Raw genomic sequence first — 26,346 nt, forward strand, 5'->3', positions numbered from 1 at the left:
GGAGCGGTAGTTCAGTTGGTTAGAATACCGGCCTGTCACGCCGGGGGTCGCGGGTTCGAGTCCCGTCCGCTCCGCCATCTTAATATCTCATTGATTCATCTTGGTTATCTTCCCTTATCACGGTACCATCTAAGCTGGTAAAACCTGGCTTTTAATAGGGTACAATGAAACACATTCTTGTCTGCAAAGACGTCAGCAAAACCTATTTTGACGGCGCTAACGAAACAGCCGTGCTTAATAATGTCTCATTTCATGTCGATAGTGCAGAACATATTGCAATTCTGGGTAGTTCAGGGTCAGGCAAAAGCACGTTGTTGCATATTCTCGGTGGCCTTGATACCGCCAGCAGCGGTGACGTAACGTTCCAAAGTCAGTCTTTGTTTTCCATGTCTTCCTCCAAACTGGCAGCATTACGGAATGCGCATATGGGGTTTATTTACCAGTTTCACCATTTATTGCCAGAATTCACGGCGCTTGAAAATGTCGCTATGCCGCTTCTTATTGGCAAGACCGGTGCTACAGAAGCAAAAAAACGCGCAGCATCAATGCTGGAAAAGGTCAATTTATCTCATCGTTTGACCCATAAGCCGGCGGCGTTGTCGGGAGGTGAACGGCAACGAGTAGCGATCGCCCGAGCACTGGTAAACACGCCCTCTTTGGTATTGGCTGACGAACCGACCGGGAACCTTGATCATCAGACCGGGGTGCAGATATACCAATTGCTGAGAACGCTGAGCCATGAACTGGGAACCAGTTTTGTCGTGGTTACCCATGATACAGAGCTGGCTGCGCAGATGGATCGAACGCTCACCATTCAGGATGGTGAGCTTAGCGAAAGCCGGAGCAAACCGCTATGAATCTGGTCTGGCTTCTGGCCAGGCGATTTCGCCAGGCAAAACAGAAAAATCGCTATATTTCATTTATTTCGTTTTCCTCGACGTTTGGTATTGGGCTGGGATGCTTTGTCCTTATCATTTTGTTGAGCATCATGAACGGCTTTGAACGAGAATTAACACATCGTATCCTGGCAGTGTTACCGCACGGTGAACTTTATTCAGTCTCTGATGAAGGCATCCAGGACTGGCGGGCAGTGGCTGAGGAGTTTGAGCAGGATCCACGGATAAAAGCCGTTTCTCCTTACACCAAAATTACCGGCATGCTGCAGCAAAAAGGTGAATTGATGCCGGTAGAGCTAACTGGCATTGATCCTCTTTATTCTGAAAATGCCGCGTGGCTGAACCAGGTGGAAAAACGGGCCTGGGCCCGCTTTACTGCAGCATCAAATCGCGTGTTGCTGGGGCAGGGGATCCTAAACAAGCTTGCGCTGCAGCCGGGTGATAAAGTCAGTGTTCTGATCCCGACTTCCTCACAGGATTTATCATTTAAAGCCCCCCAGTTGGTGAAATTAGAGGTGGCCGGCGCGATTACAGTGGGGGGGGAAATGGATAATTATCTGGGGATGATGCATCTGGCTACCGCTTCTGCCAAGGCGGGGATAGTATCTGGAGCAGAAGGTCTGCGCTTTACCTTGCAGGATCCGTTTGCCGCTAACGATGTTATGCGCAATATTGGCTATAGTTTTCCTCAGCCGGTGTATATGTCTGACTGGACTCGAACGCAAGGGCATTTATACAATGATATTCAGTTGGTTCGTGTCGTTGTCTATATCGTTCTGACACTTGTCATTGCGGTGGCCTGTTTTAACATCGTATCAACCCTGGTAATGGCCGTAAGGGAAAAGCGCTCAGCCATTGCTATTCTCAAAACCATGGGCGCGCCGGACAGCCTGATCCGCCGCACCTTTATTGTTCAGGGCATGATAAACGGGCTCACCGGCATCGTCACCGGAACACTTTTGGGGGTGATTACTGCGCCAAATCTGGCCACACTGGTGAAGGGTATTGAAAATATCCTGGGGACAGAAATACTTTCTGGTGATATTTATTTTATTAATTTTTTACCGTCACAGCTGCAGGTTATGGATGTTGTGGTTACTGTGGTGGTGGCGCTTATTCTGGTTATTATTGCAACCCTTTACCCGGCCTCGACCGCCGCCAAAGTGGCACCGGCCAGCGCACTGAATGGCTAGCCGGTTCCCGGCTAGCTGTTTTTGTCAAAATGCTCTAAATCAACTTCTTCTTCTTCGAGGCCTGCATTCAAATCGTTAAACTTGGCCTCATCCAGCTCATTCTCACTTTTGGCAATAATACAGGCAACGGTACAGTCGCCGGTAATATTGACGGCTGTTCGTGTCATATCCAGCAAGCGGTCTACCCCTATAATCAGCGCTATTCCTTCAACCGGCAAGTTTACCTGTTGTAACACCATGGCTAGCATAATCAGACCAACCCCCGGTACACCGGCGGTGCCGATGGAGGCCAGTGTGGCGGTGAGGACCACCATCAGATAATCCTGCAAGGCCAAATCTACACCATAAACATTGGCGATAAATACAGTCGCCACACCCTGCATAATAGCGGTGCCGTCCATATTAATGGTTGACCCTAAAGGAAGGGTGAAAGAAGAAACCGATTTGCCCACACCTAGCTTATTTCGCGCGGTTTCCATAGTTACCGGTAAGGTGGCACTGGAGCTTGAAGTGGTAAAGGCGAACTGGGCAGCGTCTCGCATTTTGCGGAACAAAATTATGGGGTTCAGACCGGTAAACGCTTTAAGCATGGCTGAATAGGTAAGTATCGCGTGTAAAAACAATACGCCCAGAACGAGAAGGAAATATACAGTAAGCCCTTCTAACATTTCCCACCCAATGGAACTGAACAACTTCGCCATCAACACAAATACACCATAAGGTGCGAGATTCATGATAATGGTGACTAACTTCATGATGACGGTATTTATATCTTCAAAGAAGTTAGCAATGCGTTTACCTGCGTCACCGCACATCGCCATTGCCACACCTAACAAGACTGCAAAAATAATAATTTGCAGCATATTACCCTGGGCCATAGCGTTAATCGGGTTAGTGGGAAACATATCGACGATAACCGACGACAGCGAGGGAGCTTCCTTAGCGGTATAAGTAACATCGGTCGAGATGCTGACGGCATCGCCGGGCCCGATTAACAAAGCCAGACTTAAAGCCAGTGATATTGCTACGGCGGTTGTGAAAATATACAGGCCTATGGATTTGGCACCCAGGCGCCCAAGTTTGCTGGGCTCTGTTAACGAAGACGTGCCGCAAATCAGGGAAACAAAAACCAGCGGCACCACCAGCATTTTAAGGCTGGCAATAAAGATTTGCCCCAGGGTGGAAAATATACCTTCCACAAGAATGTTATACGTGGAAAAGGAGTAACCGAATATCGTGAAGCGTAAATCTCCGCTATCATCGAAAAGTAGTTGGAGTAAAACGCCAACAAGTGTGCCGGCCACCAGGCCGATAAATATTCTGGTCGTTAAACTGTACTTGTGTTCGCTTTGAGACATGAATGTTCCCTGAAACTTCTGTTTTTTATTCTTTGTGACGCGGGCTAGTTTGCCAGATTCGAAAAAGATTTAAACAACAAATACACCACTACTCCATTAATTAGAGGTTCAGGAAGATAATTATGCGTGCATTTGCCCATTCCCTGCTACTTATTAGCACATTGTTCATACTGGCTGCCTGCGGGGGCGGTGAATCCCTTGAACGCAGTGACACCGGAACAAATGCCACCGGGTCAAACACCGGGACTACCGGTGGAACCGATGAGCAAGAGACAGACCCCGTATACTCCGTGCTGGTTGATACAAAAAATAGCGCCGGAGAAGATGATAAGAACCTCACTCAGGACAATGTACTGACAATTAGTGCTTCCGTGACCGATGAAAACGGCAATCCTAAATCAGATACTCTGATCACGTTTTCTCTATCTGACGATAATCTGGCCAGCTTCGGAAACGATACAGGAACTGCGCGTACGGACGAAAATGGCCTGGCATCGATAACACTGTCAGTAGGCTCTGCTGCAGGAGATGGCACGATTACCGCGACAACAGCAGACGGTGAAGTCGGTACCACTACGTTCTCATCAACCGGCACTGCACAGATAAGCGCAAAGCCGGATTCGCTCAATCTTTATACCGACAAAGTACAGCTACCTTCCAGCGGTTCGGATTCAGCGCAACTGACGGCGCTGGTTAAGAATGCACAAAGCGTGTTGATGGAAGGGCAGAATGTGGCATTTTCTGCACCCGGCGAATCCGGCGTGGAAATCCAGGTAGACCAGGCCCAGACGGATGCCAGTGGTCGTGCGCTGGCAACACTGACGACCCGAAATAATGCGCAAAATCGCACCGTTCAGATAACTGCTACAGTGGGTGAGTTAACCCAAACACTGGAGGTTGCAATCACCGGTACGGAAGTAACGGTCAACGGTCCTAAGTCTGTCATACTCTCGCAACCTGCTGAAATGACGTTGCGGGTTCAGGACTCTGACGGTGTGCCGCTGGCTAATCAGTCGATTGATGTTGTTGCTGAACACGGTGAATTATCCAAAAAGAGTGACAACCCCGAATTTGCCAGCGCGATGTCAGTAACAACCGAAAGCAATGGTCAGGTGACCGTGCTTTACCAGGGTGTGAAATCCGGCGAGGACGCTATTAAAGCGTCTGCACTAAACGCTAACACCGAGTTTAAACTTACTGTTCAGGAAGATGACTTTGCCTTTGTTAATTTACCGGTCAAAGATATTCCGTTAAATACCCAGCAACCTATGACTATTCTGTGGAGTAAAGAAAATAGTCCTTTTGCCGGGGGAAATGTAACTTTCACAACCTCCAGAGGGATTATCTCAGCGGCTGATGACAATACTGACGCAAATGGTAACGCTCGGTTTAGCATTGAATCCAACAATGCTGGTCTTGCAGCAATAACCGCGACTGGCGTTGACAGTGATGGCGAGGAAGTCACTGCTCAGGTGCAAATTGAATTTGTTGCTACCGAGCCAGCCACTGTTCAGGCCGACGCAACCCCTGATATTTTAGGACCCGATGGACAAACCAGCACTATAACAGCCATAGTCAGAGATATTCGAGGTAATCTTGTCAAAGATGCTACGGTTTCATTTGTAGTGGACGATGTTTCTACCGGGTCAATTTCACCTTCACAGTCAACGACAGACAGTAATGGAGTTGCTTCCACAGTTTTTACTTCTGGTTCGGTAACGAGTGAAGATTCGGTTGTAGTAACTGCAAGTATTAATAGTTCTCTGGAAGATACAGTTGTTCTAACAGTTGCTAATCGGCCTTTCGACGTCGTGATTGGCACTGGGAATAGAATTGAGTCACCGGATACTACAACGTACCTGAAAAGGTTCTCTGTTTTTGTGACAGACTCTGCGGGCAGGCCAATCCAGGGTGAGTCTCTTAATGTAACTGCTACGCCTATTAAATATTCCGAGAATGGGAAGTTCTACAAAGGTGGTTGGGAGTGGGACGATAGTCTCTCCAAATGGAAATTATCCGCTTCTTATACAGCGTGTCCAAATGAAGATCTTAATGGAAATGGAAATTTAGACGCTAATGAAGAATTTAAAGAGGACGGAAAGCAAGTTGTCGGCAATGGTGATGGAATGCTTACTCCCGGTAATGTTGGAAGCGTTACCTTTGATGGCGAAGGTGTTACAGATGAAAATGGTCAGGCGGTGATAGAGTACAGGTATCCGAAGCAATATGGTGCTTTTGCTGAAGTTGAAATTTCTGTATTTGCCAGATCTACTCGTAGTGAAGCAATGGCTTATACACGTTACAAACTAGGTGTGGCCTCAGAAGACCTATCTTCAAAAGACTCTCCACCACCATACAGTCCTTTCGGTCTAAGTAATAATTGTCTAGATACGTTATGATAAAAAAGCCCCGCATTCTCGGGGCTTTTCATTTTTGTGCCGCTAAATAAAAGTCGTTGTTAATCCTGCTGAAAAGGATACACAGAACCAATATTAAGGATCTGCGTCAGTTCATCCAGAGCCGTACGAGACTCTACAAGGAGCTGCGGATCGCGCAAATCATCTTCAGTCAGCGCATCACGATAGTGTTTATCCACCCAGGTATTGAGGCGGGCAAACTGCGTATCGTTCAACAAAGTATTTGGATTTACCGCGTCAAGCTCGCTGTCAGTCAGGGCCACACGCAATCGCAGACATGCAGGGCCGCCGCCGTTACGCATACTTTGTTTAACATCAAAGTATTTTACCTGCTTGATTGGCGTACCCTTTTCCACTAATGCATCAAGATAGCGGCTAACCGCTTCATTTTCCTGACAATCAGTAGGCGCTATAATAGCCATATCATTATTAGGTAATGTGATGATCTGCGTATTGAATAAGTAAGTTTTTATCGCATCAGACACAGATACTTCATCAGTAGGCACCTCTATGAGATGTAACGGGCTGTCACCAAACTTCTGTCTGACCTCAGCCAGGGCTTCTTCTTTCTTGTAAAAAGCCTGCTCGTGGAAGAACAGGACGTTTTGATTGCCTACAGCAATCACATCATTATGGAACACGCCCTGGTCAATGACATCCGGGTTTTGCTGAATGTAGACCACTGATTCTTGTTCCAGTCCGTGCAAACGGGCAATGGCCTGTGAGGCTTCCAGTGTTTGTCTGGCCGGATATCGGGTCGGGGCAGGTTTAGTACTGTCAAAGGCATGCCGGCCATATACAAAGAGTTCTACACCTGCCTGGCCGTACTCATTACACAGGCGAGTATGATTGGCCGCACCTTCATCTCCAAAATGCTCGTTGTCTGGCAGGTGCGAATGGTGCGCAAAATACTTATCATTGGCGAATGTACCCTGCAGGATACGGCCGGTAACCTGTGGTTCTAATGAACGATGAAATTTATTGGTGAGGTTGGCCGGCGTAAAGTGCACGCGACCATCCATAGTATCAGCACTTGGTGATATAGTAGCGGCATTGGCAGTCCACATACTGGACGCTGAGCAGCAGGCCAGGAATACCTGGCGGGATTGTTTTGCCGCATTCTCCAGAACCCGGGCGTCTGAGCCGGTGAACCCCAGGCGGCGAAGGGTATTGATATCAGGCCGCTCCTGCGGTGCCAGAATACCTTGTGTCATCCCCATATCGGCCAGCGCTTTGGCTTTGGCAAGACCTTGTTTAGCCGCTTGTCGTGGACTGCTTACCGCATTGGCGTTGTTTAGCGATGCGACGTTGCCGAATGAAAGTCCTGCATAATTGTGGGTAGGGCCCACCAGGCCGTCAAAATTCACTTCAAAATGCTTCATGCGTTCCTCGGTTTGTTCTTGTAGCAGAGACTGCTACGATATTGGAGCGGTCTTTTTTTATAGTCGCAGCGTAAGTCTCACAAAGTAAAACAAACATGCTTTAATGTAAAAGTCGCGTTTGGAATGCCCGCATTATACGGTTTTTCAGTGCATTGCCAATCAGGCTGGATGAAAAGTAAACAGGTTTTGGGCGCTTTCAAGGCAGTTAAGCGAATAACTATTAAGAAGAACTTGTTTTCCATTCATTTTATCGATATATGTTAAAAAAGCACAGGCGTCCTTCAGGCATTCCATTCGACGCAAAATTCAAATCATTGGCCATTTAAGTCAATGATATAAAACAGGTTTATTTAAATTTTATGGCAAAATCACTGGTCATCGTCGAGTCTCCGGCCAAAGCCAAAACGATAAATAAATATCTCGGCAAAAATTTTATCGTAAAATCTTCAGTTGGCCATGTTCGGGATCTTCCTACGAAAGCGCTGGGCAACGTTGAGCCGAAACGGCCGGCGAAAGAGCTTAAAACGCTTCCCGAAGAAGAGCGCACAGAGTACTTGCGCCAGTATGAGTATCGTAAGCTCGTAGATCGCATGGGCGTAGATCCGCAAAACGACTGGCACGCCCATTATCAGGTGCTGCAAGGAAAAGAAAAAGTTGTTAATGAGCTTAAAAAACTGGCTAAGGAAGCGGATACGGTCTATCTGGCAACTGATTTGGATAGGGAAGGGGAGGCTATTGCCTGGCACCTTCGTGAATTGCTGGATAACAAAAAGCAATCTTACCAACGGGTGGTTTTCAACGAAATCACTAAAAATGCTATCCAGGACGCATTTTCTCATCCCGGTGAGGTAAATGTCGACAGGGTCAACGCCCAACAGGCGCGCCGTTTTCTTGACCGCGTGGTTGGGTTTATGGTTTCACCGCTGTTATGGAAGAAGGTCGCAAGGGGATTGTCTGCTGGACGGGTTCAGTCGGTAGCCGTGCGTCTGGTAGTAGAACGTGAGCGTGAAATTAAAGCGTTTGTCCCTGAAGAGTTTTGGGATATACATGCCGACTTAAACTCAGCTGACAAGACTGCACTGCGGATGCTGGTTAACCGCTATCAGGGCAATGCCTTTAAGCCGGTTAACAAAGGGCAGGCTGACGAAGCGGTCAATGCGTTAGAGGATGCCAGCTATACCGTTGAAAGTCGTGAATCGAAACCAACCCAAAGTAAGCCCTCGGCGCCCTTTATTACCTCCACGCTGCAGCAAGCGGCGAGCACCCGGCTGGGATTTGGGGTAAAGAAAACCATGATGATGGCTCAGCGTCTGTACGAAGCGGGTCACATCACTTACATGCGTACCGACTCTACCAATTTGAGTAAAGAAGCGCTGGATAGTTGCCGTGATTATATCGGTGACAATTTCGGGGATAAGTATCTGCCGGACAGTCCCAATCGCTATGGCAGTAAAGAAGGAGCACAGGAAGCTCACGAAGCGATCAGACCGTCTAACGTCAGTGTGACCGCGGCGAGCCTCAACGACATGGAACGCGATGCACAGCGGCTCTATGAGCTCATTTGGCGTCAGTTTGTGGCCTGTCAGATGGTTCCGGCGAAATATGATGCAACCACGATTAAGGTCTCTGCGGGTGACTACGAACTGGTTGCGAAGGGCCGGGTGCTGAGATTTGATGGCTGGACCAAAGTACAGCCGCAGATCCGCAGAAAAGGTGAAGAAGATCGCTTGTTACCTGATGTGAAGCAGGGCGATAAGCTGAATCTGAAGGCGCTGGATCCAAAACAGCACTTCACCAAACCTGTTGCTCGTTTTAACGAAGCATCGTTGGTCAAAGAACTGGAGAAACGTGGCATAGGACGTCCGTCAACCTACGCCAGTATCATTTCGACCATACAGGACCGGGGTTACGTAAGGCTGGAAAATAAGCGTTTTTATGCTGAGAAAATGGGTGAAATCGTCAATGACCGGTTAATGGAAAATTTTGATGATTTGATGAGCTTCGATTTTACCGCAAATATGGAACAGCATCTGGATGATATCGCTACCGGCAATAAAAACTGGAAACAGGTATTAAACAGTTTTTACGAAGACTTTTACGGCAAGCTTCTCACAGCCGAGAAAGAGGCAGAAGAAGGCGGCATGCGCAGCAACCAGGCTATTCCTGCTGGCATAAGTTGCGACAAATGCGGACGGGAAATGAACGTCCGCACCGCCAGTACAGGCGTCTTTCTGGGCTGTTCTGGCTATAATCTGCCGCCTAAAGAACGTTGTACAAATACGATCAACCTGACGCCGGGCGATGAGGTTGTTAAGGTCGATGACGACGAAGAAATGGAAACCGAGGCGTTGCGTGCTAAGCGACGCTGTCAGGTCTGCGGGACTGCAATGGATAGCTATCTGGTGGATGAAACCCGTAAATTACACGTGTGCGGTAATGCGCCTACTTGTCACGGGACCTATATCGAATCCGGCACATTCAAAATCAAAGGTTATGATGGGCCGGTGATTGAGTGTGATAAATGTGGCAGTGACATGCAGCTAAAAAATGGTCGGTTTGGTAAATATTTTGGCTGTACGAACGACGAATGTAAAAATACCCGTAAGCTGCTTCGTAGCGGTGAGCCGGCACCACCTAAGGAAGATCCGGTCGATTTACCGGAGCTCGCCTGTGAAAAAAGTGATGCGCATTTTGTTTTACGTGATGGTGCGTCGGGCATCTTTCTGGCTGCTCATAATTTCCCGAAATCCCGGGAAACCCGCGCGCCTAAGGTAGAAGAACTGGCCCGTTTTCGTGATCGGATCTCGCCGAAGTTCTATTATCTGGCAGACGCGCCACAGCAGGACCCTGACGGTAACCCCACGGTGGTTCGTTTTAGTCGCAAAACAAAACAGCAATATGTGATGGCAGAAAATGAAAATGGCAAGTCGTCAGGTTGGTCGGCGTGGCATGAAAATGGTAAATGGGTAGTCAAAGATACCCGTAAAAAATCGAAATAAGGAGTACTCCTGTGGCGTCACTTCAGGATCAGCTACTTAAGGCCGGGCTCGCGGATAAATCTTCGGCCCGTCAGGCCAGACAGGAAAAGCGTAAAAAACAAAAGCTTAAGAATAAAAATAAGCAGCAGGTTGAAGATGAAAATAAACAAGCTGCGCAACAAGCGATAGAGGAAAAGAAGGCGCGGGACAGAGCACTTAACGAAGAGCAGCAAAAAGCCAGGGAAGAACGCTCCATTGTGGCCCAGGTCAGGCAGTTGATCACAATAAATTCTCAGCCGAAAGGCAAGGATGATGTTGTGCTCAATTTTACTGATGATAATGTGGTTAAACGTCTGCGGGTTTCAGAAACAGTCCGCACTCAGGTTACACAGGGGCGGCTGGCCGTGGTTAAGCTAGATGAGGAGTATCATCTGGTCCCGATGCCGGTGGCGGATAAAATTGCGGAGCGTGATGAAAGCTCAGTAATCTACCGGGCGGACGTGCTGGAAAATGAAAGCCAGAGTGCAGCAGAAGATGACTGGTACGCCGAATATGAAATTCCTGATGATCTCACCTGGTAAAGTAGATTTTTCAGTTCACCGAACCTGAGTAACGTCAGCCAGGCATTTTTAGGCCATCAGCCCTCAGCAGGGCGGCTTTTAACATCAAACCTGCTCTGTCGGAGCGGGTTTGATAAATGGCTCCAGAATATTGTTTCAGCTGCTCAGACTACGCATATTCAAAGCAACAATGCTGGTGTTATTGGGTGAAAGGAACTGGCGGCAAGCATCAGGCTCGATGCAGTGAGGTTTTCGACACCATAAACTTCTACCTGACAGTTATAGCGTTCGCGTACCTTTCTGGCCAGCAAATCGAAATCACCATCACCTGATATCAGGATAACAACATCGCTTTCTGGCGCCGCTTCCATAACATCAATGGTGATACCTACATCCCAATCCCCTTTAGCGGAGCCGTCACTCCGCTGAATGAAGGGTTTGAGTTTTACATCAAAGCCAATCGCCCGCAGGATATTCTGAAATTGTTGTTGTTTTTGATCACCCCGATCAATGGCATAAGCATTCGCGTTTACGACTTTTCGGTTTTCAGTGGCCAGAGCCCAGAACGCATTGTAATCAAAATTGCGTTGGAAGGTTGCTCTGGTGGTATAGTATACATTTTGCACATCTACAAACAGACTAACAGTTTGCATCGCAGACTCCTTTTTTTGAAAACACACAGACACTGGGCAGACTTGTAACGCGCCGGAGGACATTCGTATCGATTGTTCTACCCTGATGAGCGCACTCACCTTTTTGCGGTGTATTAAGCTTGTCGTATACAGTCAGCAATAATTCAGACTATTCTTTATCTTTTCACCTGCGATGAATAGTACCGCTCTTCGAATTGATAATCAGGCGCATGCTTCAACGCTGGGTTAAATGCCTGACAGCGCCTGCACCTTGACTAAATTTTTGCGCCACCGAGTTTATCACAGCATGCCTTACTGGTAGTGCTTATAAGAGAGTAAATGCCGCATTTAAACTGAAATGCTGCTACCATTTTTACACGTCATTGATTTTATAAGACGCTGGAATTAAAGAGAAAGAAGTGATCTTTTTCAGCTTATAAGCGATACATTCTTTGTGTATCAAATCTGTTTTCGTGAGAACGGATAACAGGGTGCTACTGGCTAACTGTCAGACCCGCTGTCTTGTTTATAAAAGTATTTGCTCAGATGCATACTTAACCCGGGCATCCGCTTCTGAACTTGGTAAATGTCATTACTGACTCAGAGATCCATACTTTTAAATATTAAGGTTCATAAATGAATAAGAAACTGACCAAATTATCTGTACTCACCGCGGGTGTCTTGTCAGTATCACCAACATTTGCTGACGAGCTGCCAGTCGATATTGGTGGGCATATACGCGTTAACTACGGCCACTTAGACTGGCAGGAAGCAGAAATTCGTGACGGTTTTAGCTTTGAGTCACTGCGACTGAATTTGTCCGGTGAGTTAGACAATTTTTCTTACAAAGCTGAGTATCGCTGGTATGAAAACGTCGATTTCGACACTGTCCGTTACGCTGATTTAACCTATACCTTTGATGAAGAACTGGATGTTACAGCCGGTATTACTAAAGTGCCGTTTGGTCTGTTGCCATTTGCCTCAAACAGTTTTTGGTTTTCTGTAAACTATTATCTGGGCTTTGAAGATGATTATGATGCAGGTATCACAACAAACTACACCCGCGGTAACTGGGATTTTCATCTGGGATACTTTCTGAATGATGAGTACAACGACGCGTCGACTTATGGTCGTTATACCTTTGATGTCGCCGATGATGGCGAGTACCGGAACAAAGAAGATGGCCAGTACAATTTAAGAGCGAATTATACGGCGAACTTTTTTTCTGGTTCAACCACTGATTTAGGAGCGTCGTTTCAGTATGGCGATATCCTGAATCTGGATACCCTCGAAAATGGTGATATGAAAGCTTATGCTCTACACTTGCGCCACCTTCAGGGGCCGGTCAAAGTCGAACTACAGTACATCGATTTTGACTACAACCTTGAAGCGCCGGAGGGACAATTGCGAGATAGAATAGCGTTATCATCGTTCAATGCGCCTTTTTTACAGGTTGCAGAGGGCGCAAGCTACATGGCTAACCTTGTGTATTCTGTGCCGATGAAATTCAAAACTATCACAGACCTAACTTGCTACACTGAATACAGTCGTGTGGAAGGTGATGTCGACGCGCAGAAGGCATCCTCTCAGTGGGTTAATGGTTGTAGCTTTGGCTGGGACAAGCTGTTTGTTTATGTAGACAGTATTCAGGGGCGTAATATGTGGTTCTCAGGTGGTCCTGGTATCGGCCTGGATCTGGGCGGCCTGCAAGATACCACACATCGTTTGAACATTAGTCTTGGCATTTATTTCTAAAAGGTACTGATATGCGTATTTTTACATTATTTTTAACCATCGCACTGCTATTTCCTGCGCAAAGCTGGGCGCATGCCTGGCTAAAGCTTGAAATTGCGACAACAGAGTATCCGCCGTTTACCTCTACCGATATGGAGCATAATGGCTACATTAATCATATTATCAATCAGGCTTTTCTGGAAACCGGCGTTGTTGTTGAATTTACCTCTTTAAAATGGGAAGAAGCGCTGGAAGCAGCAAAAAACGGTGAGTACGATGCGGTATCATATGGTTACTTTGTGCGCAGCCGCGAAGATGAGTTTATACATAGTAAATCGATAACCGCGGAAAGCCTGGTCTTCTATGTACGTGAAGGCAGCCCAATACAGTCTTGGAACACATTGAACGATCTGAGTGACTATAAAATGGGCATGACAGAAGGGTATTTATATACAGACGAGCTTGGTGAGTACATTGAAGACAACGAAAATGTAATCACCTATGATTCGGATGAGGAAAATCTTCGGGCTCTGATGGATGGCGAAATCGATATTTTTCCAGTAGACGAGCTGACGGGCTGGTATTTGCTTGAAAGACAGTTCAATCAATCTGATCGAAATAAAGTCAAGCGTCTGGAATCCTATGTCTCGACGTATACAACTCACTTACTTGTACCCAAAGGCCGCAAAAATAGTGGTCTGGTTGTTGAGTTGTTCAACAAGGGGCTGGAAGAATTGGTCCTGGAAGGCAAAATGCAAAGGTTTAAACGTCTGCTTAAACAGGGTTTTTACCAGCACCCGGAAAGGCCAGTAAATTACGACCGTCGCTAGTCAGTTAAAACAGCTCAAAACCCTGGCCCCTCGTCGGGGTTTTTAGTCAGAATTAGTGTAAACCGAAGAAACTAACTGCCTGAGTTTTTCAAACAGTGTAATGAAGCACTGTTTGATCATTTATTTTTGCAGTACCTGATAATTTTCCGCCGCACGCAGTTATCATTCCCACGGAGGCGGAATTATCCTTATAGCAATGAATTTTCACCGGTCTGATGGCTTTGTCGTGGGCTTTTTGAATCGTGTATGCAAGTAGCAGGGCGCCCAGTCCGATTCGGCGAAAGGACGGTCTGATACCCACACCGATGTGTCCGCCTGCAAGTTCAAGTTGTTGGTTCAGACAGTGACGAAGATTAGCCACACCGGCAAGCTTGTTGTTGCAAATCAACCAGTAGGTCGAGTTTGGCACGAGTCCTTCAGAAAGGTTAATACCATATTTATAATCTTCCAGCGTTCTCAACAGTGCCGGAAAATTGCGGTAATCCAAATCCATCGGCATTGGGTAGCGTTCTTCATCGCCCAGCTCATCTATATACTCTTGATAGCAGGTTTGAAAAGCTTCAGTTGGGGAAATGATGCGAATATCCATATTATCTGGTCATGGTAAGGTTACTGAGCGCCAGAAAGGTGCCTGTTGAGCCAACGGTCCAGCTGATTGGCAAATTCTTGCTTTTCAGACTGCGAAAGAGCGGGGGGACCGCCGGTTTGAATACCACTGCTACGCATTGTATCCATAAAATCACGAATATTTAGTCTGGACTTTATATTTTCCCGGGTCAGTTTTTCGCCACGGGCACTGATAACTGTACAACCTTTTGTGATGACCTCATCAGCAAGGGGGATATCCGAAGTAATTACCAGATCGCCCGGAGTACATCGCTTGACTATTTCATCATCAGCAACATCAAAGCCACTGCTTACTTGCAACAAATTTACATACTTGGAGGCGGGTGTTTTCATATAATGATTTGCCACAAGTGTGACCTGCACCTTTGTTCTTTGCGCAGCACGAAAAAGAATTTCTTTTATTGCCCCCGGACAGGAATCTGCATCAACCCAAACTGACAATCGTTTTTCCCCTTTATCGCTTTGCTATCTTAACAATAATGTTGTGATACGCTCCGGCAGGTGTTACCTGCTGGTAAAGTATCATTAAATAAGCCTGATGCTGGCATCACTATTTTTACTACGCTTAGCAGGAAAGTATATGAGAAGCCCAGAAATAGCAACGGCCAACACCATGGTATTTGTAGCACACAATTCATTTCGCGCGGTAAAGGTCATTTTGAGCAGGGTACCCGGACCCTGAAACCTTAAGCGATTAAAGATGAAACCGTCATTTACAGCTTTACTGAATATTATGATGATTAATCGCCGGGAAATGGTATACAGAGCGCCATGAAACTGCTACACAAAGACATGAATGCCAGTTAAGTATGAAAGTCGGGTGCACAGTAGAGTCGATTTAAATTTATTTTTGGTATTAGTGACCATCTATCGGGAACGTACCATCACCGCAGCGGCACAGCAGTTGTCCTTAACGCAGCCAGCGGTAAGTCACGCGCTAAACCGGTTGCGTGACATGCTTGACGACCCTCTGTTCGAACGCTGTGGCAGAAAGATGGAGCCTACCCTGCGCTGTCACCAGATTATGCCTCAGGTGCAGCAGTCAATCGATACACTGAGCCTGAGTGTAAACCAGCCCTGGTTACCCAATACCAGCTCTGTCAGTCGTATCTTTTCGATAAGCGTATCACCGGTCATAGAGTGGCTGTTACTTGATAAACTTCAGGAAAAGCTTAAGCGTAGTGCACCCCATATTAGTCTGTGTAGTAAAGAGGCACCGTTATCGGCGCTAAATAATCAACTAAGCGGCGGTGAATTAGATCTGGCCGTTGCGACGGGCTTACCAACCACGCAGGGTATTATGTATGAAAGACTGTGTGATTCATCATTTTTCGCGCTCTGCCGGCCTGATCACCCGTTTGCAAAGCGCATGACATTATCTGCTTATATAACGGCAGAGCACGTGTTGGTGACAGAAAATGATAATGACCACAGTTATGTGGATGTCGCGCTGGCCAGAGCAGGTTATCAGCGAAGCATTCGGACCCAGTGCAGATATTTTCAGGCTGCAGCGGAACTGGCCTTGCACTCTGATATGATATTGACACTGTCGCAAGCGCATGTGAAAGCAGTTACCAGCATGTGTCCGCTGGTAGCATTACCCCTGCCGTTTGCAGCCGAAACGTTACCGCTGCATATATACTGGCATACGTCTCGCGATAAAGATTCACTCGTGCTTATGGTGCGTCAGTGGGTAAGTGACATTATACGTGGGCAGCTTAGCGGGCTGCCTTAGATTTGACATATTTTATCCCTGCCTCACTGTACCTATCTAATACTTGGTTCAGCTTCCAGTGGTCGGGACTCCAGCCGGTTAAAAATCTTTTGAAATCGGCACAGGCAACCGGATAAAGCGCTCGCCAGCAACTTTCGAGGTGGTCTCTGTCTACAGAAGAATGGTTTAACGCCTCATACAACGCATTAAAATATACGTCCAGACACTGCCCGGTGTGTGTCAGTTGATCCCTTGTATTGAGCGCACTACCGAGGAAATACGCAACATCCTGAACACCTACACCAGCACCAGCATACTGAAAATCTACCGCAGCGACAGCATGGCTGTCTGGTCTGAAGCAAAAATTAGCGACCTTAGCATCACCATGTACAATTGTCTGATAGGGCGACTGGGCCAATGTGTCGTGTAATAACTGAGCGTAATGTTTAAGCTCAGAGTCGGGCATCGCATTCCACTCACCCTGCCGGGTGGAAAGTTGCCAGTAAGTACCACGGTCCCACAGACCAGATTCGTTGGCCGAGGTGGAAAGGAACGTCGCATGAAAGCGTGCAAGGTAGATGAGCACATGCTTTGCCTCATCGACATTGAGGGTGTTTTTGCGCTGATCAAAACCTTGACTGTTCAGATCTGACATAATCAGGAGCATAGTGTTATCGTCGGCCCACGCATGTATCAATGTAGGAACAGGTATAGTCAGGCGGGTGCTATGGTATTTATAAAAGTGTGTTTCTACGAGGTAAGACGACAGCTTTCTGTGATGGCTGTGTGTGCTGATCCAGCCTTTAGGGTGGGTAGGGATCGTAGATGGCTTGACTGCTTTGGCAACTAACGACGTTTTATTTTTGGGGCTGTAAAATCGAAAGCATTGGCCATAGCCACTCCACAGATTCTGAATCAATGAAAATTGCGAAATCTCATTATCATTCAGGGCATCGCTGACCCAATCTATAAACTCTGGTGCCACTTCCATAATAAAAGTCAGGCGACGGTTATTTTCCGTCGCCTGATACGATAGCGGCTACGCTGCGTCATTGCCCGGGTTAGTGGCTGGCGCTGACGCTCTTGATTTCGCGCCGTTTGCGCTGGCCCGGCGTCCGGATACCTCTAGTGCAGGGCGGTCGTCGTCTTTACGTGCAACCAGGTTAATATCACCAAAACTGGCTTCGACAGACTCAGGCAGCGCGGTGGGGTGCGAAACACTGATTCTGCCTCTGCCACTGGCTGCCAGTTGACCAGATGAAGTTGCGGTGGCCTGGGAAGCTTGAACAGTCACTTCTGACGGCTTTTCAACCGGGGTAGACAACGTTGCGCTGTTCTCGCTGTCGGGCGTGCTTGTCTCATCGTCCGACGCAACAACGTCGTCACTATCCAGGCTGATTTCAACTTGCCGGGGTTCACTCTGGTCATTTTTAACAGGCTGGCCATCGGTGCGGTATCTTTCCCTTGGCTTATCCTCTGGGGTGGCTTTCGACTCAGGAACATCCAATGCCAGCTCATCCTGTTTAGCCTCACTGGATGTATCTATCGAATCAGCTTCTACCTTATCAGGCTGCTCTACCGGCTGTGCAATAGTCTGACTCTGGTCTGTATTAGCCTGTTGATCTTCCTGTTCAGTCAGCGTCTCTTGTGCAGAAGATGGTTGTTCAGCGCTCTCATTACTGGCAAATGCAGCAGCTTCAGATTTTGCATCATAGGCCACAGGATCCGCAGCTTTCGCTGTCATTTTCTGAGGCTTGCCAGACGCGGACTCTGCCTCGGCATCGCTGCTGTCAGCGGTTTTCACGTTCATCTGCTGTTTCTCGGCAACCGGTTGGGCAATAGTTTCCTGCTCTGGCCGTGCTGTTTCTTCTTTTGACGATGATTCAGAAGTAAACTCTTCCTGCTCACCTTTTTTACGCCGCTGACCTGCTGCTCTTACATGGCGTGGAGAGCGACGGCTGCGAGTACGACCCGTGTCGCGCTTTTCCTCGGTGGTCTGCTCAGTGGCCGCATTGTTTTGTTCAGAGGTTGGCTCGCTTTTCACTGACGTATTGTCTGTCTTATCCGAAGGCTGCTGTTTCGCTGGCTGGGCAGTGCTGTCGGTATCAGCGGATACTTTATCAGCAGGTGCTGCAGACGCTTTCGGTTTATTCTCGTCTGCATTTACCCGAACCGAACGGCGCATGTCGCGACGTTTGCGACGCTCAGCAACCTGCTTTTTCTTAGGCGCTGGTGTTGTGTCTTTCGGACTCTGTGACTCAGCACTGTCATTTTGCTCTTTGACGTCTCTGCCGTCTTTTGCCTCATTATTGTCAGGTTTATCATTGCGCTGCTGCTTACGAGGCTTACGGTTTTGCGAACCGCTGGCAGGTTTGCCACCGCGTTTATCCTGTGCAGGCTTATTCTGACCGCCTCTGTTTTTATTCTCATCACCCTCAGAGGCATCCTCCTGACGTGGACGACGCTGTTTATTATTGCGCGGCCTGCGGTTACGGTTATCCTGACCGCGGTGCTGATTTTTACGCGTATTTTGCTCTTGTTCTTTACGCGCATCTTCAGTCTCTTGGGTTTCTTTTTCAGAAGTATCGCCAAGTAGCTTGCCAAGCCAGGTTGAAAGTCGGGTAAATAAAGAAGGCGTAACTTCTTCCTGCTTAGGCGCTGTTTTTTCCGGCACTTTAGGAGCCGCATCCGGCGCCACCATCCCCTTTATCGCAGGTTCTTCGCGTTTAGCAGGCGCTGCAACAGGTTTGTCGGACTCAGTCTGAGGGGTATCAATGAGCGTGACACCATAGCTGACATCCTCAACCAGCTCGTCCGGACGTCTGCGACTGACCTCATAATGAGGAGTTTCCAGATTCGGATTTGGAATAATAAGCAACTGCACGCCGTGTCGCTGCTCAATAACATTAACGGATTTACGCTTTTCGTTTAGCAGATACGTTGCAACGGGCACCGGCAACTGAGCTTCAATTTGCCCGGTGTTATCTTTTATGCTTTCTTCTTCAATAATACGCAGAATAGACAGCGCTAAAGATTCGGTTCCCCGAATGGTGCCGTGGCCGGAACAACGTGGGCATACATGATGACTGGACTCGCCCAGCGATGGACGTAAACGCTGACGAGACATCTCCAGCAAGCCAAAACGAGAGATGCGTCCTAGCTGAACGCGGGCACGATCGGAGCGTACAGCATCTTTAAGACGATTTTCGACCTCGCGCTGATGTCGTACCGGCGTCATATCGATAAAATCGATAACCACAAGACCGCCTAAATCCCGTAAACGCAACTGCCGTGCGATTTCGTCGGCGGCTTCAAGATTAGTGTTAAAGGCGGTTTCTTCGATATCTCCGCCTTTTGTCGCGCGGGCTGAGTTGATATCAATGGATGTCAGGGCTTCAGTGGGGTCGATAACAATTGAGCCGCCTGAAGGTAATCGCACTTCACGTTGAAATGCAGACTCTATCTGACTTTCAATCTGATAGTGGCTGAACAATGGTACGCCACCATCATACTTTTTAACCCGGCTGGCAAAATCCGGACGAACCAGTTCAATATGCTGTACAGCCTGTTCAAAAACGGCAGTTTTATCCACCAGAATTTCACCAATATCGCGACGCAAGTAATCCCGAATCGCACGCACAATAACGTTACTTTCCTGATGTATCAGAAAGGGCGCAGAACGCTTGTCGGCTTCTTCACGAATGGCTTCCCAGTGTTTCAATAAAACCCGGAGATCCCACTCTAATTCTTCGTAGGATTTACCCACACCGGCAGTACGGACAATCAGGCCCATTCCGTCGGGTAACTCTAATTTGCTTAACGCTTGTTTTAACTCTGTACGCTCGTCACCTTCAATACGGCGGCTGATACCGCCAGCACGCGGATTATTTGGCATCAAAACCAAATAGCTTCCCGCCAGTGATAAAAACGTCGTGAGCGCTGCCCCTTTTTGTCCGCGTTCTTCTTTATCAATCTGGACAATAACTTCCTGTCCTTCTTTGATGGCGTCTTTAATATTTGGACGACCTTCGAATTTATAACCTTTAGGAAAGTAAGTGCGGGCAATTTCTTTTAAGGGAAGGAAACCATGGCGGTCGGCACCATAGTCAACAAAAGCGGCTTCAAGACTGGGTTCTACGCGGGTGATTTTACCTTTATAGATATTGGCCTTTTTTTGCTCATGACCGGGACTTTCGATATCCAGATCGTATAAGCGTTGCCCGTCAACGAGGGCAACACGCAACTCTTCTTGTTGAGTTGCATTAATTAACATTCTTTTCATTGTATCTAACTCTGTTTTGCTACAGCCGCTTAGACACAAAATTAAACTGACATGTGCAAACCCTCGCCACGATGCCTCCCGGCAAGGTGCGGACTTTGTTGTTACGTCGTATTATCCGCGTAGCCTGCTTGTTTATCTGCACCTGATATTTTACTTACAATCGTGCAGCTCGGGCTGTGATTTAGCGGATGTCGGGAACGACCGGCCCTGTCTCGTACATCATTTTTATCACCGCCAACACAGTTTGCTGTATTCAGGGCGGTTGTCATTTCAATTCTGTCTTTCTAAACGGCGAACATGGTGTTTTGGTGCCGCAATATTCTGGTGAGGGTAGGTTTTAGTACTACCTACGCGGCTCACTTCAGGCAATGAATTTAGGCTGCCGAATCATTGCGGCTGTTACATTAAGGTTGTTCAAACCTGTTTAATGATATTTTTTATATTCATTAAACCCTTTGATTATCGCACTATCGTAAGAAAATTAGCAAGGAAAGAAACAGTTAGTGCCGGACTTATTTTAGCAAAATCACATCGGCGAGCGACAATACTGTGTTTTAAGAAGCATCCGGCCAATAACCAGACAATTCGTTAAGTACATGCAAACTGTAATAGGTAGTTTTACTGAAATCCTTTATACTCTTGCGCCATGAAAGAACAGAGCCCTCCCAAAGTTAGATTTGTGACCGTTGATGCGGACCTTGCCGGTCAGCGCATCGACAATTTTTTGCGTACGCAGTTAAAAGGCGTGCCGAAAAGTATGATTTACCGTATTTTGCGAAAAGGTGAAGTGCGGGTAAATAAAGGCCGAATCAAACCAGAATATAAATTACAGGCAGATGACATTGTCCGGGTTCCGCCGGTACGGGTTTCCCCGGCCGATGATAAACCCAACCCTAAACTTGATAAGGTTGCAAGCCTGGCTGAACAGATCCTGTTTGAGGACGATCGTATCCTGGTTATTAATAAACCTTCAGGTATCGCCGTTCACGGTGGCAGCGGATTAAGTTTTGGTTTGATTGAAGGGCTTAGAGCGCTTCGCCCTGAAGCAAAATTTATGGAACTGGTTCACCGGCTTGACCGCGATACGTCCGGGTGCATTCTCATTGCCAAAAAACGGTCAGCATTAAGGCATATGCACGAACAGCTTCGTGATGGTCAAATGGATAAGCGCTACCAGGCGCTGGTGCAGGGTGAGTGGCCGGAAAACCGCTTCAAAGTGAAGGCGCCTTTGCAAAAAAATGTACTTCAGTCTGGTGAGCGGCTGGTTAATGTGAACGAGGCCGGTAAACCATCAGAAACCCGTTATCGCATTTTATCACAGTTCGCTGGCGCGACATTGGTGGAAGCCTCTCCCATCACCGGGCGCACGCATCAGATTCGTGTGCACTGCCTGCATGCCGGTCATCCCATAGCATGTGATACTAAGTACGGTGATGCGCAGTTTGATGAAAAGATGCGCAAGCTTGGTCTCAACCGGCTTTTTTTACATGCATCCAGCATCCGGTTTATACATCCTAAAAGTGGTGAGCCGGTGACATTTACCGCCCCCCTTGATAATCAACTATGTCGGATATTGGACACCTTGTGATGAAAGACTATCAATTAATTATTTTTGACTGGGATGGCACGTTGATGGATTCGGCGGGCAAGATTGTCAGTTGTATGCAACAGGCCGCTGCTCAATGCGATGTGCCGATACCTGATGCTCATGCGGTGGGAAATATCATTGGGATCAGTTTGCGCCCCGCTATACAAATTTTGTTTAATACCCGGGATGATAAATTAACCGACGCATTATTAACCGCGTACAAAGATGCCTATCTGGAAAAGGATGTCACACCCTGTCCGTTGTTTACTGGCACCATGGACATGCTAAACACATTATCAGCTCACAACAAGACACTGGCGGTGGCTACCGGCAAGGCCCGGCGGGGTCTTGACAGAGCTTGGAAAAATACGCAGACAGGGCATTTTTTTGTTACTTCCCGAACAGCCTGTGAAGCAGATTCCAAACCGTCGCCGGATATGCTCAGGCAAATCCTCAGCGAGACCGGCTTCAGTGCGCATGACGCGCTCATGGTCGGTGACACAGTTTACGACATGCAGATGGCGCAGGAAATCGGCATGGATCGTTTGGCGGTTTCCTACGGGGTGCATGAAAGTGATCGGTTAGCCGCTCATGAACCGGTCGCCATTGTTGACTCAATCTATCACATGCAGACATTTCTGCTAGGTCAGTGACGCACGCTTTTTACTATACGCAGCGGTTGCCTGTTCGAGCAAATCCACATCAAAGTGGGTGAGTAGATCGCGTAACAGCATCACAGGCAGGCCTATCAGGCTATTGGGATCACGTCCCTCTATACGGTCAAACAAGAGCGCCCCGAGACCTTCACATTTAAAGCTGCCTGCGCAATCCAGTGGCCTCTCTGCGCTGACGTACTGACTTATCTGAGCGGGTGTCAATGCCCTGAAGTACACGTTGGTGATTTCATATTGAGTGATACAACGCTGTGTTGTGCCATGATAAATACACAGTGCTGTATAAAACGAAACAGTATGCCCCTGGCAAAGCATAAGCTGCTCACAGGCTTTGTCGATGGAGCCTGGCTTGCCCAGTAAGGTTACGCCTTCATCAGTGGTTACCATCGCGACCTGGTCAGCGCCCAGTGTCAGATAATCAGGGTTGGCATTGCCCGCTTTTTGCGCTTTTGTTTTAGCCAGTCGCATCGCCAGTTTCTCTGCAGACTCCCCCTTAGCAGGGGTTTCATCTATATCTGGCGCCATGGTTTTTACGTCAAGGCCCAGTGCGGCAAGTTGCGCCTTACGATATTTGGATGAGGAGGCGAGCAAAAGGGTAGTCATAATTGCTTGTATCTTTTTATGTCGGTCTACTAGTGTAATTGCTGTACACACCCTTGAAAAGGTACCGAATCGGGTATTCTTTGCCGTCCTCAAATTTTGGCTGATTAACCTTTGACAGTCAGGGGTTGAAGCTATATTATTCGCGCCCTATGCAGAAAGTGAAATTACCCCATCAAGTCGATCCGGTTAAAAGTGCTGTCAAGCGCTCTGATTATCAGGGCGTAATTGCCAGTGGTGATATGGAACGTTTACTCGGTGCAGTGGTTAACTGTGATGAGTGGGTGGACGCCGAAGTACAGTTCAAAAAAGACGCGCAGGGTCTTACTGTCTTTCACGGCCATCTTTCAACACAGGTAACACTTATCTGCCAGCGGTGTAATGGCGAGTTTAATCAACCGCTTAATGTTGATTTTTGTTACAGTCCCGTGCAGGGGGCCAACGAGATTGACATGTTACCCGAAGCTTACGATCCGGTAGAGGTCGATGACCACGGAAATGTTGATTTGCTTCAACTGTTAGAAGACGAATTGATTATCGGCTTACCTATTGTACCCCTTCATGCAGAGGAGGCGTGTCCGATTGGTGAAAAAGATATGACATTTGGAAAAATCGAACCGGAACAAGAGCGACCAAACCCTTTCGCGGTTTTGAAAGAACTTAAGCGAGACCAGGAGTAAGTTATGGCCGTACAAAAAAATCGTAAAACGCGCTCTAAGCGCGGTATGCGTCGTTCACACGATGCGTTGACATGCGAAACTTTGTCTGTTGATTCAACATCAGGTGAGACGCATCGTCGTCATCACGTAACCGCTGATGGTTACTACAAAGGCAAAAAAGTTATCGAACGCTAACCGCGTTCGATAGTTTACATTTTGTCAAAGCTAACCATTGCGTTAGATATCATGGGGGGCGATCACGGTCCCCCTGTTATTCTCTCAGCCTCACTGAGAGCTGTTCAGCAACATCCCCATACCGATTTCATTTTCTGTGGCCGACGAGCCGTAATCGAACCGCAACTGGCTCAGCTCAGTAGTGAGCAACGTCAACGCGTGCGTATCGAGCATTGTGATGATGTGGTTGAAATGGACGATAAACCGGCTTCTGCGTTGCGGAACAAACAAGACTCCTCCATGCGTCGAATTGTAGAATTGGTTGCCGAAGGCAAAGCCGATGCCTGTGTCAGCGCCGGTAATACAGGCGCTTTGTTAGCGCTGGCTTATTATCGTTTAAAGACGTTGCAGGGGGTAGACCGTCCCGCACTGGTTTCATTTATGCCTACCGCCGGTCACCACAAAGTGTTGCTGTTAGACTTAGGCGCGAATGTCAATTGCACCTCCGATACCCTTTTTCAGTACGCCGTGATGGGCTCAGTGCTGGCAGAAGAAATGATGGGCAAGTCTAATCCACGGGTCGCATTACTCAATGTGGGCGAAGAAGACATCAAAGGAAATGCACTGGTTAAAATGGCGCATCAGCAACTTAAACAGACGCCGGCACTTAACTATATTGGTTATGTCGAAGGTGATGATATTTTCACCGACTATGCAGATGTTGTAGTCACAGATGGGTTTACCGGTAATGTGGCACTTAAATCGAGTGAAGGCCTTGCGAAACTTGTCGTGAACGAAGTAAAACGCCTGTCTGCTGCCAGTTTGTGGACCCGCGCGATGGCCCGAATTGCTCTGCCGCTTCTAAAATCTATTTATAATCGCGTGAACCCCGACCAGTATAATGGTGCCAGTCTGATAGGATTGCGCGGCATTGTAGTAAAGAGTCACGGAAACGCGTCGGCCGATGCATTTTATTATGCGATAGTCCAGGCGATGCAAGAAGCGCAATTACGTGTTCCGGAAAAAATAAAAAGCAAAATAGAAACGGTACTGTTGGAGCAACTTTGAGTAAATATTCACGAATTATCGGGACGGGCAGCTATTACCCCAGCGAAGTGCGTACCAACGCAGATCTTGAATCCATGGTTGATACCACCGATGAGTGGATTACCGATCGAACAGGAATAAAAGAGCGGCGCATTATAGGTGCTGATGAAACGGCCGCGACAATGGGGGTAGAAGCCTCGAGGAAGGCGCTGGATGCCGCTGAATTGCGGCCTTGCGATATTGATATGATAGTGTGCGCCACGACCAGCGGCCGGTATTCACTTCCCAGCACAGCCTGCGAAATTCAATATCATCTGGGTATCGATGGCATTCCTGCGTTTGATGTTGCCGCTGCCTGTGCTGGTTGGTGTTATGCATTGAGCGTCGCTGATCAATATATCAAGTCAGGTATGGCTAAGCGAATTTTAGTAGTAGGAACAGACTGCCTGAGTCGCTTAATCGACCCGGCTGATCGAAGCATGGTTATTTTATTTGGTGATGCAGCGGGTGCAGCTATTATAGAGGCTAGTGACGAACCCGGTATTTTATCTACGCATATCCAGGCCGCCGGCTCGTACAAAGATTTATTGTATGTCGGAAATCCAAGCCGGGGTGATGAAAAGTCCGTGCATGAAAACTGGGGCGTGATGAAAGGCAATGAAGTATTTAAAGTTGCCGTTACTAAACTTTCCGAGTTAGTGGAGCAAACGCTTCAGGCTAATGATATGCAGAAATCAGAGCTGGACTGGCTGGTGCCTCATCAGGCCAATTTCAGAATCATTAAAGCTACCGCGAAAAAGCTTAATATGCCGCTTAATCAAGTTGTGCTAACACTTGAAAAATACGGTAATACCTCAGCTGCAACCGTGCCCACTGCGCTGGATACTGCCATCAGGGATGGTCGCATAAGGCGTGGCCAAAATTTACTGCTGGAAGCCTTCGGCGGGGGTTTTGCCTGGGCTTCAGCGCTGGTACGGTATTGAGCCGCATTGAAGATTATC

Annotated in this window: 22 protein-coding genes and 1 tRNA gene; 15 read left to right on the plus strand and 8 right to left on the minus strand. The window is 47.7% G+C overall.

Annotated elements, in window-relative coordinates; all coding sequences use genetic code 11:
- The 3 genes from F458_RS0100725 (at position 1) to lolE (ending at position 2,089) form a co-directional block, all read left to right on the plus strand.
- Positions 1–77 (plus strand) — tRNA-Asp (locus F458_RS0100725).
- An 87-nt stretch (positions 78–164) separates the two neighbouring features.
- Positions 165–857, plus strand: coding sequence for a lipoprotein-releasing ABC transporter ATP-binding protein LolD (lolD, locus tag F458_RS0100730; protein WP_018981450.1), 693 nt, complete (start codon positions 165–167; stop codon positions 855–857).
- Positions 854–2,089: a lipoprotein-releasing ABC transporter permease subunit LolE gene (gene lolE / locus F458_RS0100735; protein WP_018981451.1), complete on the plus strand. Its 1,236-nt coding sequence runs from the start codon at positions 854–856 to the stop codon at positions 2,087–2,089. Before lolD ends, lolE begins: the two co-directional genes overlap by 4 nt.
- 11 nt (positions 2,090–2,100) lie before the next feature.
- On the opposite strand, the gene F458_RS0100740 is transcribed toward lolE, so the two are convergent.
- Positions 2,101–3,447, minus strand: a complete 1,347-nt coding sequence (locus F458_RS0100740; protein WP_018981452.1) for a dicarboxylate/amino acid:cation symporter — start codon at positions 3,445–3,447, stop codon at positions 2,101–2,103.
- A gap of 122 nt (positions 3,448–3,569) precedes the next feature.
- Between F458_RS0100740 and F458_RS0100745 the strand changes: the two genes are divergently transcribed.
- On the plus strand, positions 3,570–5,846 hold the full coding sequence (locus F458_RS0100745) for an Ig-like domain-containing protein (RefSeq protein WP_018981453.1): 2,277 nt from the start codon (positions 3,570–3,572) through the stop codon (positions 5,844–5,846).
- A gap of 59 nt (positions 5,847–5,905) precedes the next feature.
- On the opposite strand, the gene astB is transcribed toward F458_RS0100745, so the two are convergent.
- A complete protein-coding gene (astB, locus tag F458_RS0100750) occupies positions 5,906–7,246 on the minus strand; it encodes an N-succinylarginine dihydrolase (protein WP_018981454.1) in 1,341 nt (446 codons plus the stop codon).
- 359 nt (positions 7,247–7,605) lie between these two features.
- Here astB and topA point away from each other — a divergent pair, with 359 nt between their 5' ends.
- A complete protein-coding gene (gene topA / locus F458_RS0100755; protein ID WP_018981455.1) occupies positions 7,606–10,245 on the plus strand; it encodes a type I DNA topoisomerase in 2,640 nt (879 codons plus the stop codon).
- An 11-nt stretch (positions 10,246–10,256) separates the two neighbouring features.
- Positions 10,257–10,805 carry a DUF2058 domain-containing protein gene (locus tag F458_RS0100760; RefSeq protein WP_018981456.1) on the plus strand — a complete coding sequence of 183 codons (549 nt, stop codon included), beginning with the start codon at positions 10,257–10,259 and terminating at the stop codon, positions 10,803–10,805.
- Positions 10,806–10,963: 158 nt separating this feature from the next.
- Here F458_RS0100760 and F458_RS0100765 read toward each other — a convergent pair whose 3' ends face one another.
- Positions 10,964–11,437: a LabA-like NYN domain-containing protein gene (locus F458_RS0100765; protein ID WP_018981457.1), complete on the minus strand. Its 474-nt coding sequence runs from the start codon at positions 11,435–11,437 to the stop codon at positions 10,964–10,966.
- Positions 11,438–12,052: 615 nt separating this feature from the next.
- Here F458_RS0100765 and F458_RS0100770 point away from each other — a divergent pair.
- Both F458_RS0100770 and F458_RS0100775 read left to right on the plus strand, forming a co-directional pair.
- On the plus strand, positions 12,053–13,171 hold the full coding sequence (locus F458_RS0100770; protein WP_018981458.1) for a porin: 1,119 nt from the start codon (positions 12,053–12,055) through the stop codon (positions 13,169–13,171).
- Between the two features lie 11 nt (positions 13,172–13,182).
- Positions 13,183–13,980 (plus strand): substrate-binding periplasmic protein, encoded by a 798-nt coding sequence (locus F458_RS0100775; RefSeq protein WP_018981459.1) that lies wholly within the window; start codon positions 13,183–13,185, stop codon positions 13,978–13,980.
- An 88-nt stretch (positions 13,981–14,068) separates the two neighbouring features.
- On the opposite strand, the gene F458_RS0100780 is transcribed toward F458_RS0100775, so the two are convergent.
- Both F458_RS0100780 and F458_RS0100785 read right to left on the minus strand, forming a co-directional pair.
- Complete coding sequence (locus tag F458_RS0100780) at positions 14,069–14,569, minus strand: GNAT family N-acetyltransferase (RefSeq protein ID WP_018981460.1); 501 nt, start codon at positions 14,567–14,569, stop codon at positions 14,069–14,071.
- Between the two features lie 20 nt (positions 14,570–14,589).
- On the minus strand, positions 14,590–15,048 hold the full coding sequence (locus tag F458_RS0100785) for a YaiI/YqxD family protein (RefSeq protein WP_018981461.1): 459 nt from the start codon (positions 15,046–15,048) through the stop codon (positions 14,590–14,592).
- 355 nt (positions 15,049–15,403) lie between these two features.
- On the opposite strand from F458_RS0100785, the gene F458_RS0100795 reads away from it, so the two are divergent.
- Complete coding sequence (locus F458_RS0100795; RefSeq protein WP_018981463.1) at positions 15,404–16,342, plus strand: LysR family transcriptional regulator; 939 nt, start codon at positions 15,404–15,406, stop codon at positions 16,340–16,342.
- On the opposite strand, the gene F458_RS0100800 is transcribed toward F458_RS0100795, so the two are convergent.
- Positions 16,326–17,312 carry a phosphotransferase gene (locus F458_RS0100800; protein ID WP_018981464.1) on the minus strand — a complete coding sequence of 329 codons (987 nt, stop codon included), beginning with the start codon at positions 17,310–17,312 and terminating at the stop codon, positions 16,326–16,328. The two genes, F458_RS0100795 and F458_RS0100800, sit on opposite strands and share 17 nt — an antisense overlap.
- Before the next feature lie 48 nt (positions 17,313–17,360).
- Positions 17,361–20,603 carry a ribonuclease E gene (gene rne / locus F458_RS0100805; protein WP_026294389.1) on the minus strand — a complete coding sequence of 1,081 codons (3,243 nt, stop codon included), beginning with the start codon at positions 20,601–20,603 and terminating at the stop codon, positions 17,361–17,363.
- Positions 20,604–21,249: 646 nt separating this feature from the next.
- On the opposite strand from rne, the gene rluC reads away from it, so the two are divergent.
- The gene (gene rluC / locus F458_RS0100815) at positions 21,250–22,191 is read left to right on the plus strand and encodes a 23S rRNA pseudouridine(955/2504/2580) synthase RluC (protein WP_018981467.1); all 942 of its coding nucleotides are present in this window, start codon (positions 21,250–21,252) and stop codon (positions 22,189–22,191) included.
- Complete coding sequence (locus tag F458_RS0100820; RefSeq protein WP_018981468.1) at positions 22,191–22,844, plus strand: HAD-IA family hydrolase; 654 nt, start codon at positions 22,191–22,193, stop codon at positions 22,842–22,844. Before rluC ends, F458_RS0100820 begins: the two co-directional genes overlap by 1 nt.
- Here the strand turns inward: F458_RS0100820 and F458_RS0100825 are convergent.
- Positions 22,833–23,468: a Maf family protein gene (locus F458_RS0100825; protein ID WP_018981469.1), complete on the minus strand. Its 636-nt coding sequence runs from the start codon at positions 23,466–23,468 to the stop codon at positions 22,833–22,835. The genes F458_RS0100820 and F458_RS0100825 overlap by 12 nt on opposite strands.
- A 149-nt stretch (positions 23,469–23,617) precedes the next feature.
- On the opposite strand from F458_RS0100825, the gene yceD reads away from it, so the two are divergent.
- From yceD to F458_RS0100845, 4 genes are read left to right on the plus strand one after another with little or no spacing between them, the layout of a single operon-like run.
- Complete coding sequence (gene yceD / locus F458_RS0100830) at positions 23,618–24,145, plus strand: 23S rRNA accumulation protein YceD (RefSeq protein WP_018981470.1); 528 nt, start codon at positions 23,618–23,620, stop codon at positions 24,143–24,145.
- A gap of 3 nt (positions 24,146–24,148) precedes the next feature.
- Positions 24,149–24,319, plus strand: a complete 171-nt coding sequence (rpmF, locus tag F458_RS0100835; protein ID WP_018981471.1) for a 50S ribosomal protein L32 — start codon at positions 24,149–24,151, stop codon at positions 24,317–24,319.
- A 21-nt stretch (positions 24,320–24,340) separates the two neighbouring features.
- Positions 24,341–25,366: a phosphate acyltransferase PlsX gene (plsX, locus tag F458_RS0100840; protein ID WP_026294391.1), complete on the plus strand. Its 1,026-nt coding sequence runs from the start codon at positions 24,341–24,343 to the stop codon at positions 25,364–25,366.
- On the plus strand, positions 25,363–26,328 hold the full coding sequence (locus tag F458_RS0100845) for a beta-ketoacyl-ACP synthase III (RefSeq protein WP_018981473.1): 966 nt from the start codon (positions 25,363–25,365) through the stop codon (positions 26,326–26,328). The genes plsX and F458_RS0100845 overlap by 4 nt, the downstream gene beginning before the upstream one ends.
- The last annotated feature ends 18 nt before the right edge of the window (positions 26,329–26,346 follow it).

It is taken from the genome of Salinimonas chungwhensis DSM 16280, assembly GCF_000378185.1.
GTDB classification, from domain to species: Bacteria; Pseudomonadota; Gammaproteobacteria; order Enterobacterales; family Alteromonadaceae; genus Alteromonas; species Alteromonas chungwhensis.

Excerpts from the sequence above, each read along its gene's own strand:
- lolD (WP_018981450.1), top strand. The coding sequence starts at position 165 with ATGAAACACATTCTTGTCTGCAAAGACGTCAGCAAAACCTATTTTGAC.
- lolE (WP_018981451.1), top strand. The coding sequence starts at position 854 with ATGAATCTGGTCTGGCTTCTGGCCAGGCGATTTCGCCAGGCAAAACAG.
- F458_RS0100740 (WP_018981452.1), bottom strand. The coding sequence starts at position 3,447 with ATGTCTCAAAGCGAACACAAGTACAGTTTAACGACCAGAATATTTATC.
- F458_RS0100745 (WP_018981453.1), top strand. The coding sequence starts at position 3,570 with ATGCGTGCATTTGCCCATTCCCTGCTACTTATTAGCACATTGTTCATA.
- astB (WP_018981454.1), bottom strand. The coding sequence starts at position 7,246 with ATGAAGCATTTTGAAGTGAATTTTGACGGCCTGGTGGGCCCTACCCAC.
- topA (WP_018981455.1), top strand. The coding sequence starts at position 7,606 with ATGGCAAAATCACTGGTCATCGTCGAGTCTCCGGCCAAAGCCAAAACG.
- F458_RS0100765 (WP_018981457.1), bottom strand. The coding sequence starts at position 11,437 with ATGCAAACTGTTAGTCTGTTTGTAGATGTGCAAAATGTATACTATACC.
- F458_RS0100770 (WP_018981458.1), top strand. The coding sequence starts at position 12,053 with ATGAATAAGAAACTGACCAAATTATCTGTACTCACCGCGGGTGTCTTG.
- F458_RS0100775 (WP_018981459.1), top strand. The coding sequence starts at position 13,183 with ATGCGTATTTTTACATTATTTTTAACCATCGCACTGCTATTTCCTGCG.
- F458_RS0100780 (WP_018981460.1), bottom strand. The coding sequence starts at position 14,569 with ATGGATATTCGCATCATTTCCCCAACTGAAGCTTTTCAAACCTGCTAT.
- F458_RS0100795 (WP_018981463.1), top strand. The coding sequence starts at position 15,404 with ATGCCAGTTAAGTATGAAAGTCGGGTGCACAGTAGAGTCGATTTAAAT.
- F458_RS0100800 (WP_018981464.1), bottom strand. The coding sequence starts at position 17,312 with ATGGAAGTGGCACCAGAGTTTATAGATTGGGTCAGCGATGCCCTGAAT.
- rne (WP_026294389.1), bottom strand. The coding sequence starts at position 20,603 with ATGAAAAGAATGTTAATTAATGCAACTCAACAAGAAGAGTTGCGTGTT.
- rluC (WP_018981467.1), top strand. The coding sequence starts at position 21,250 with ATGAAAGAACAGAGCCCTCCCAAAGTTAGATTTGTGACCGTTGATGCG.
- F458_RS0100820 (WP_018981468.1), top strand. The coding sequence starts at position 22,191 with ATGAAAGACTATCAATTAATTATTTTTGACTGGGATGGCACGTTGATG.
- F458_RS0100825 (WP_018981469.1), bottom strand. The coding sequence starts at position 23,468 with ATGACTACCCTTTTGCTCGCCTCCTCATCCAAATATCGTAAGGCGCAA.
- yceD (WP_018981470.1), top strand. The coding sequence starts at position 23,618 with ATGCAGAAAGTGAAATTACCCCATCAAGTCGATCCGGTTAAAAGTGCT.
- rpmF (WP_018981471.1), top strand. The coding sequence starts at position 24,149 with ATGGCCGTACAAAAAAATCGTAAAACGCGCTCTAAGCGCGGTATGCGT.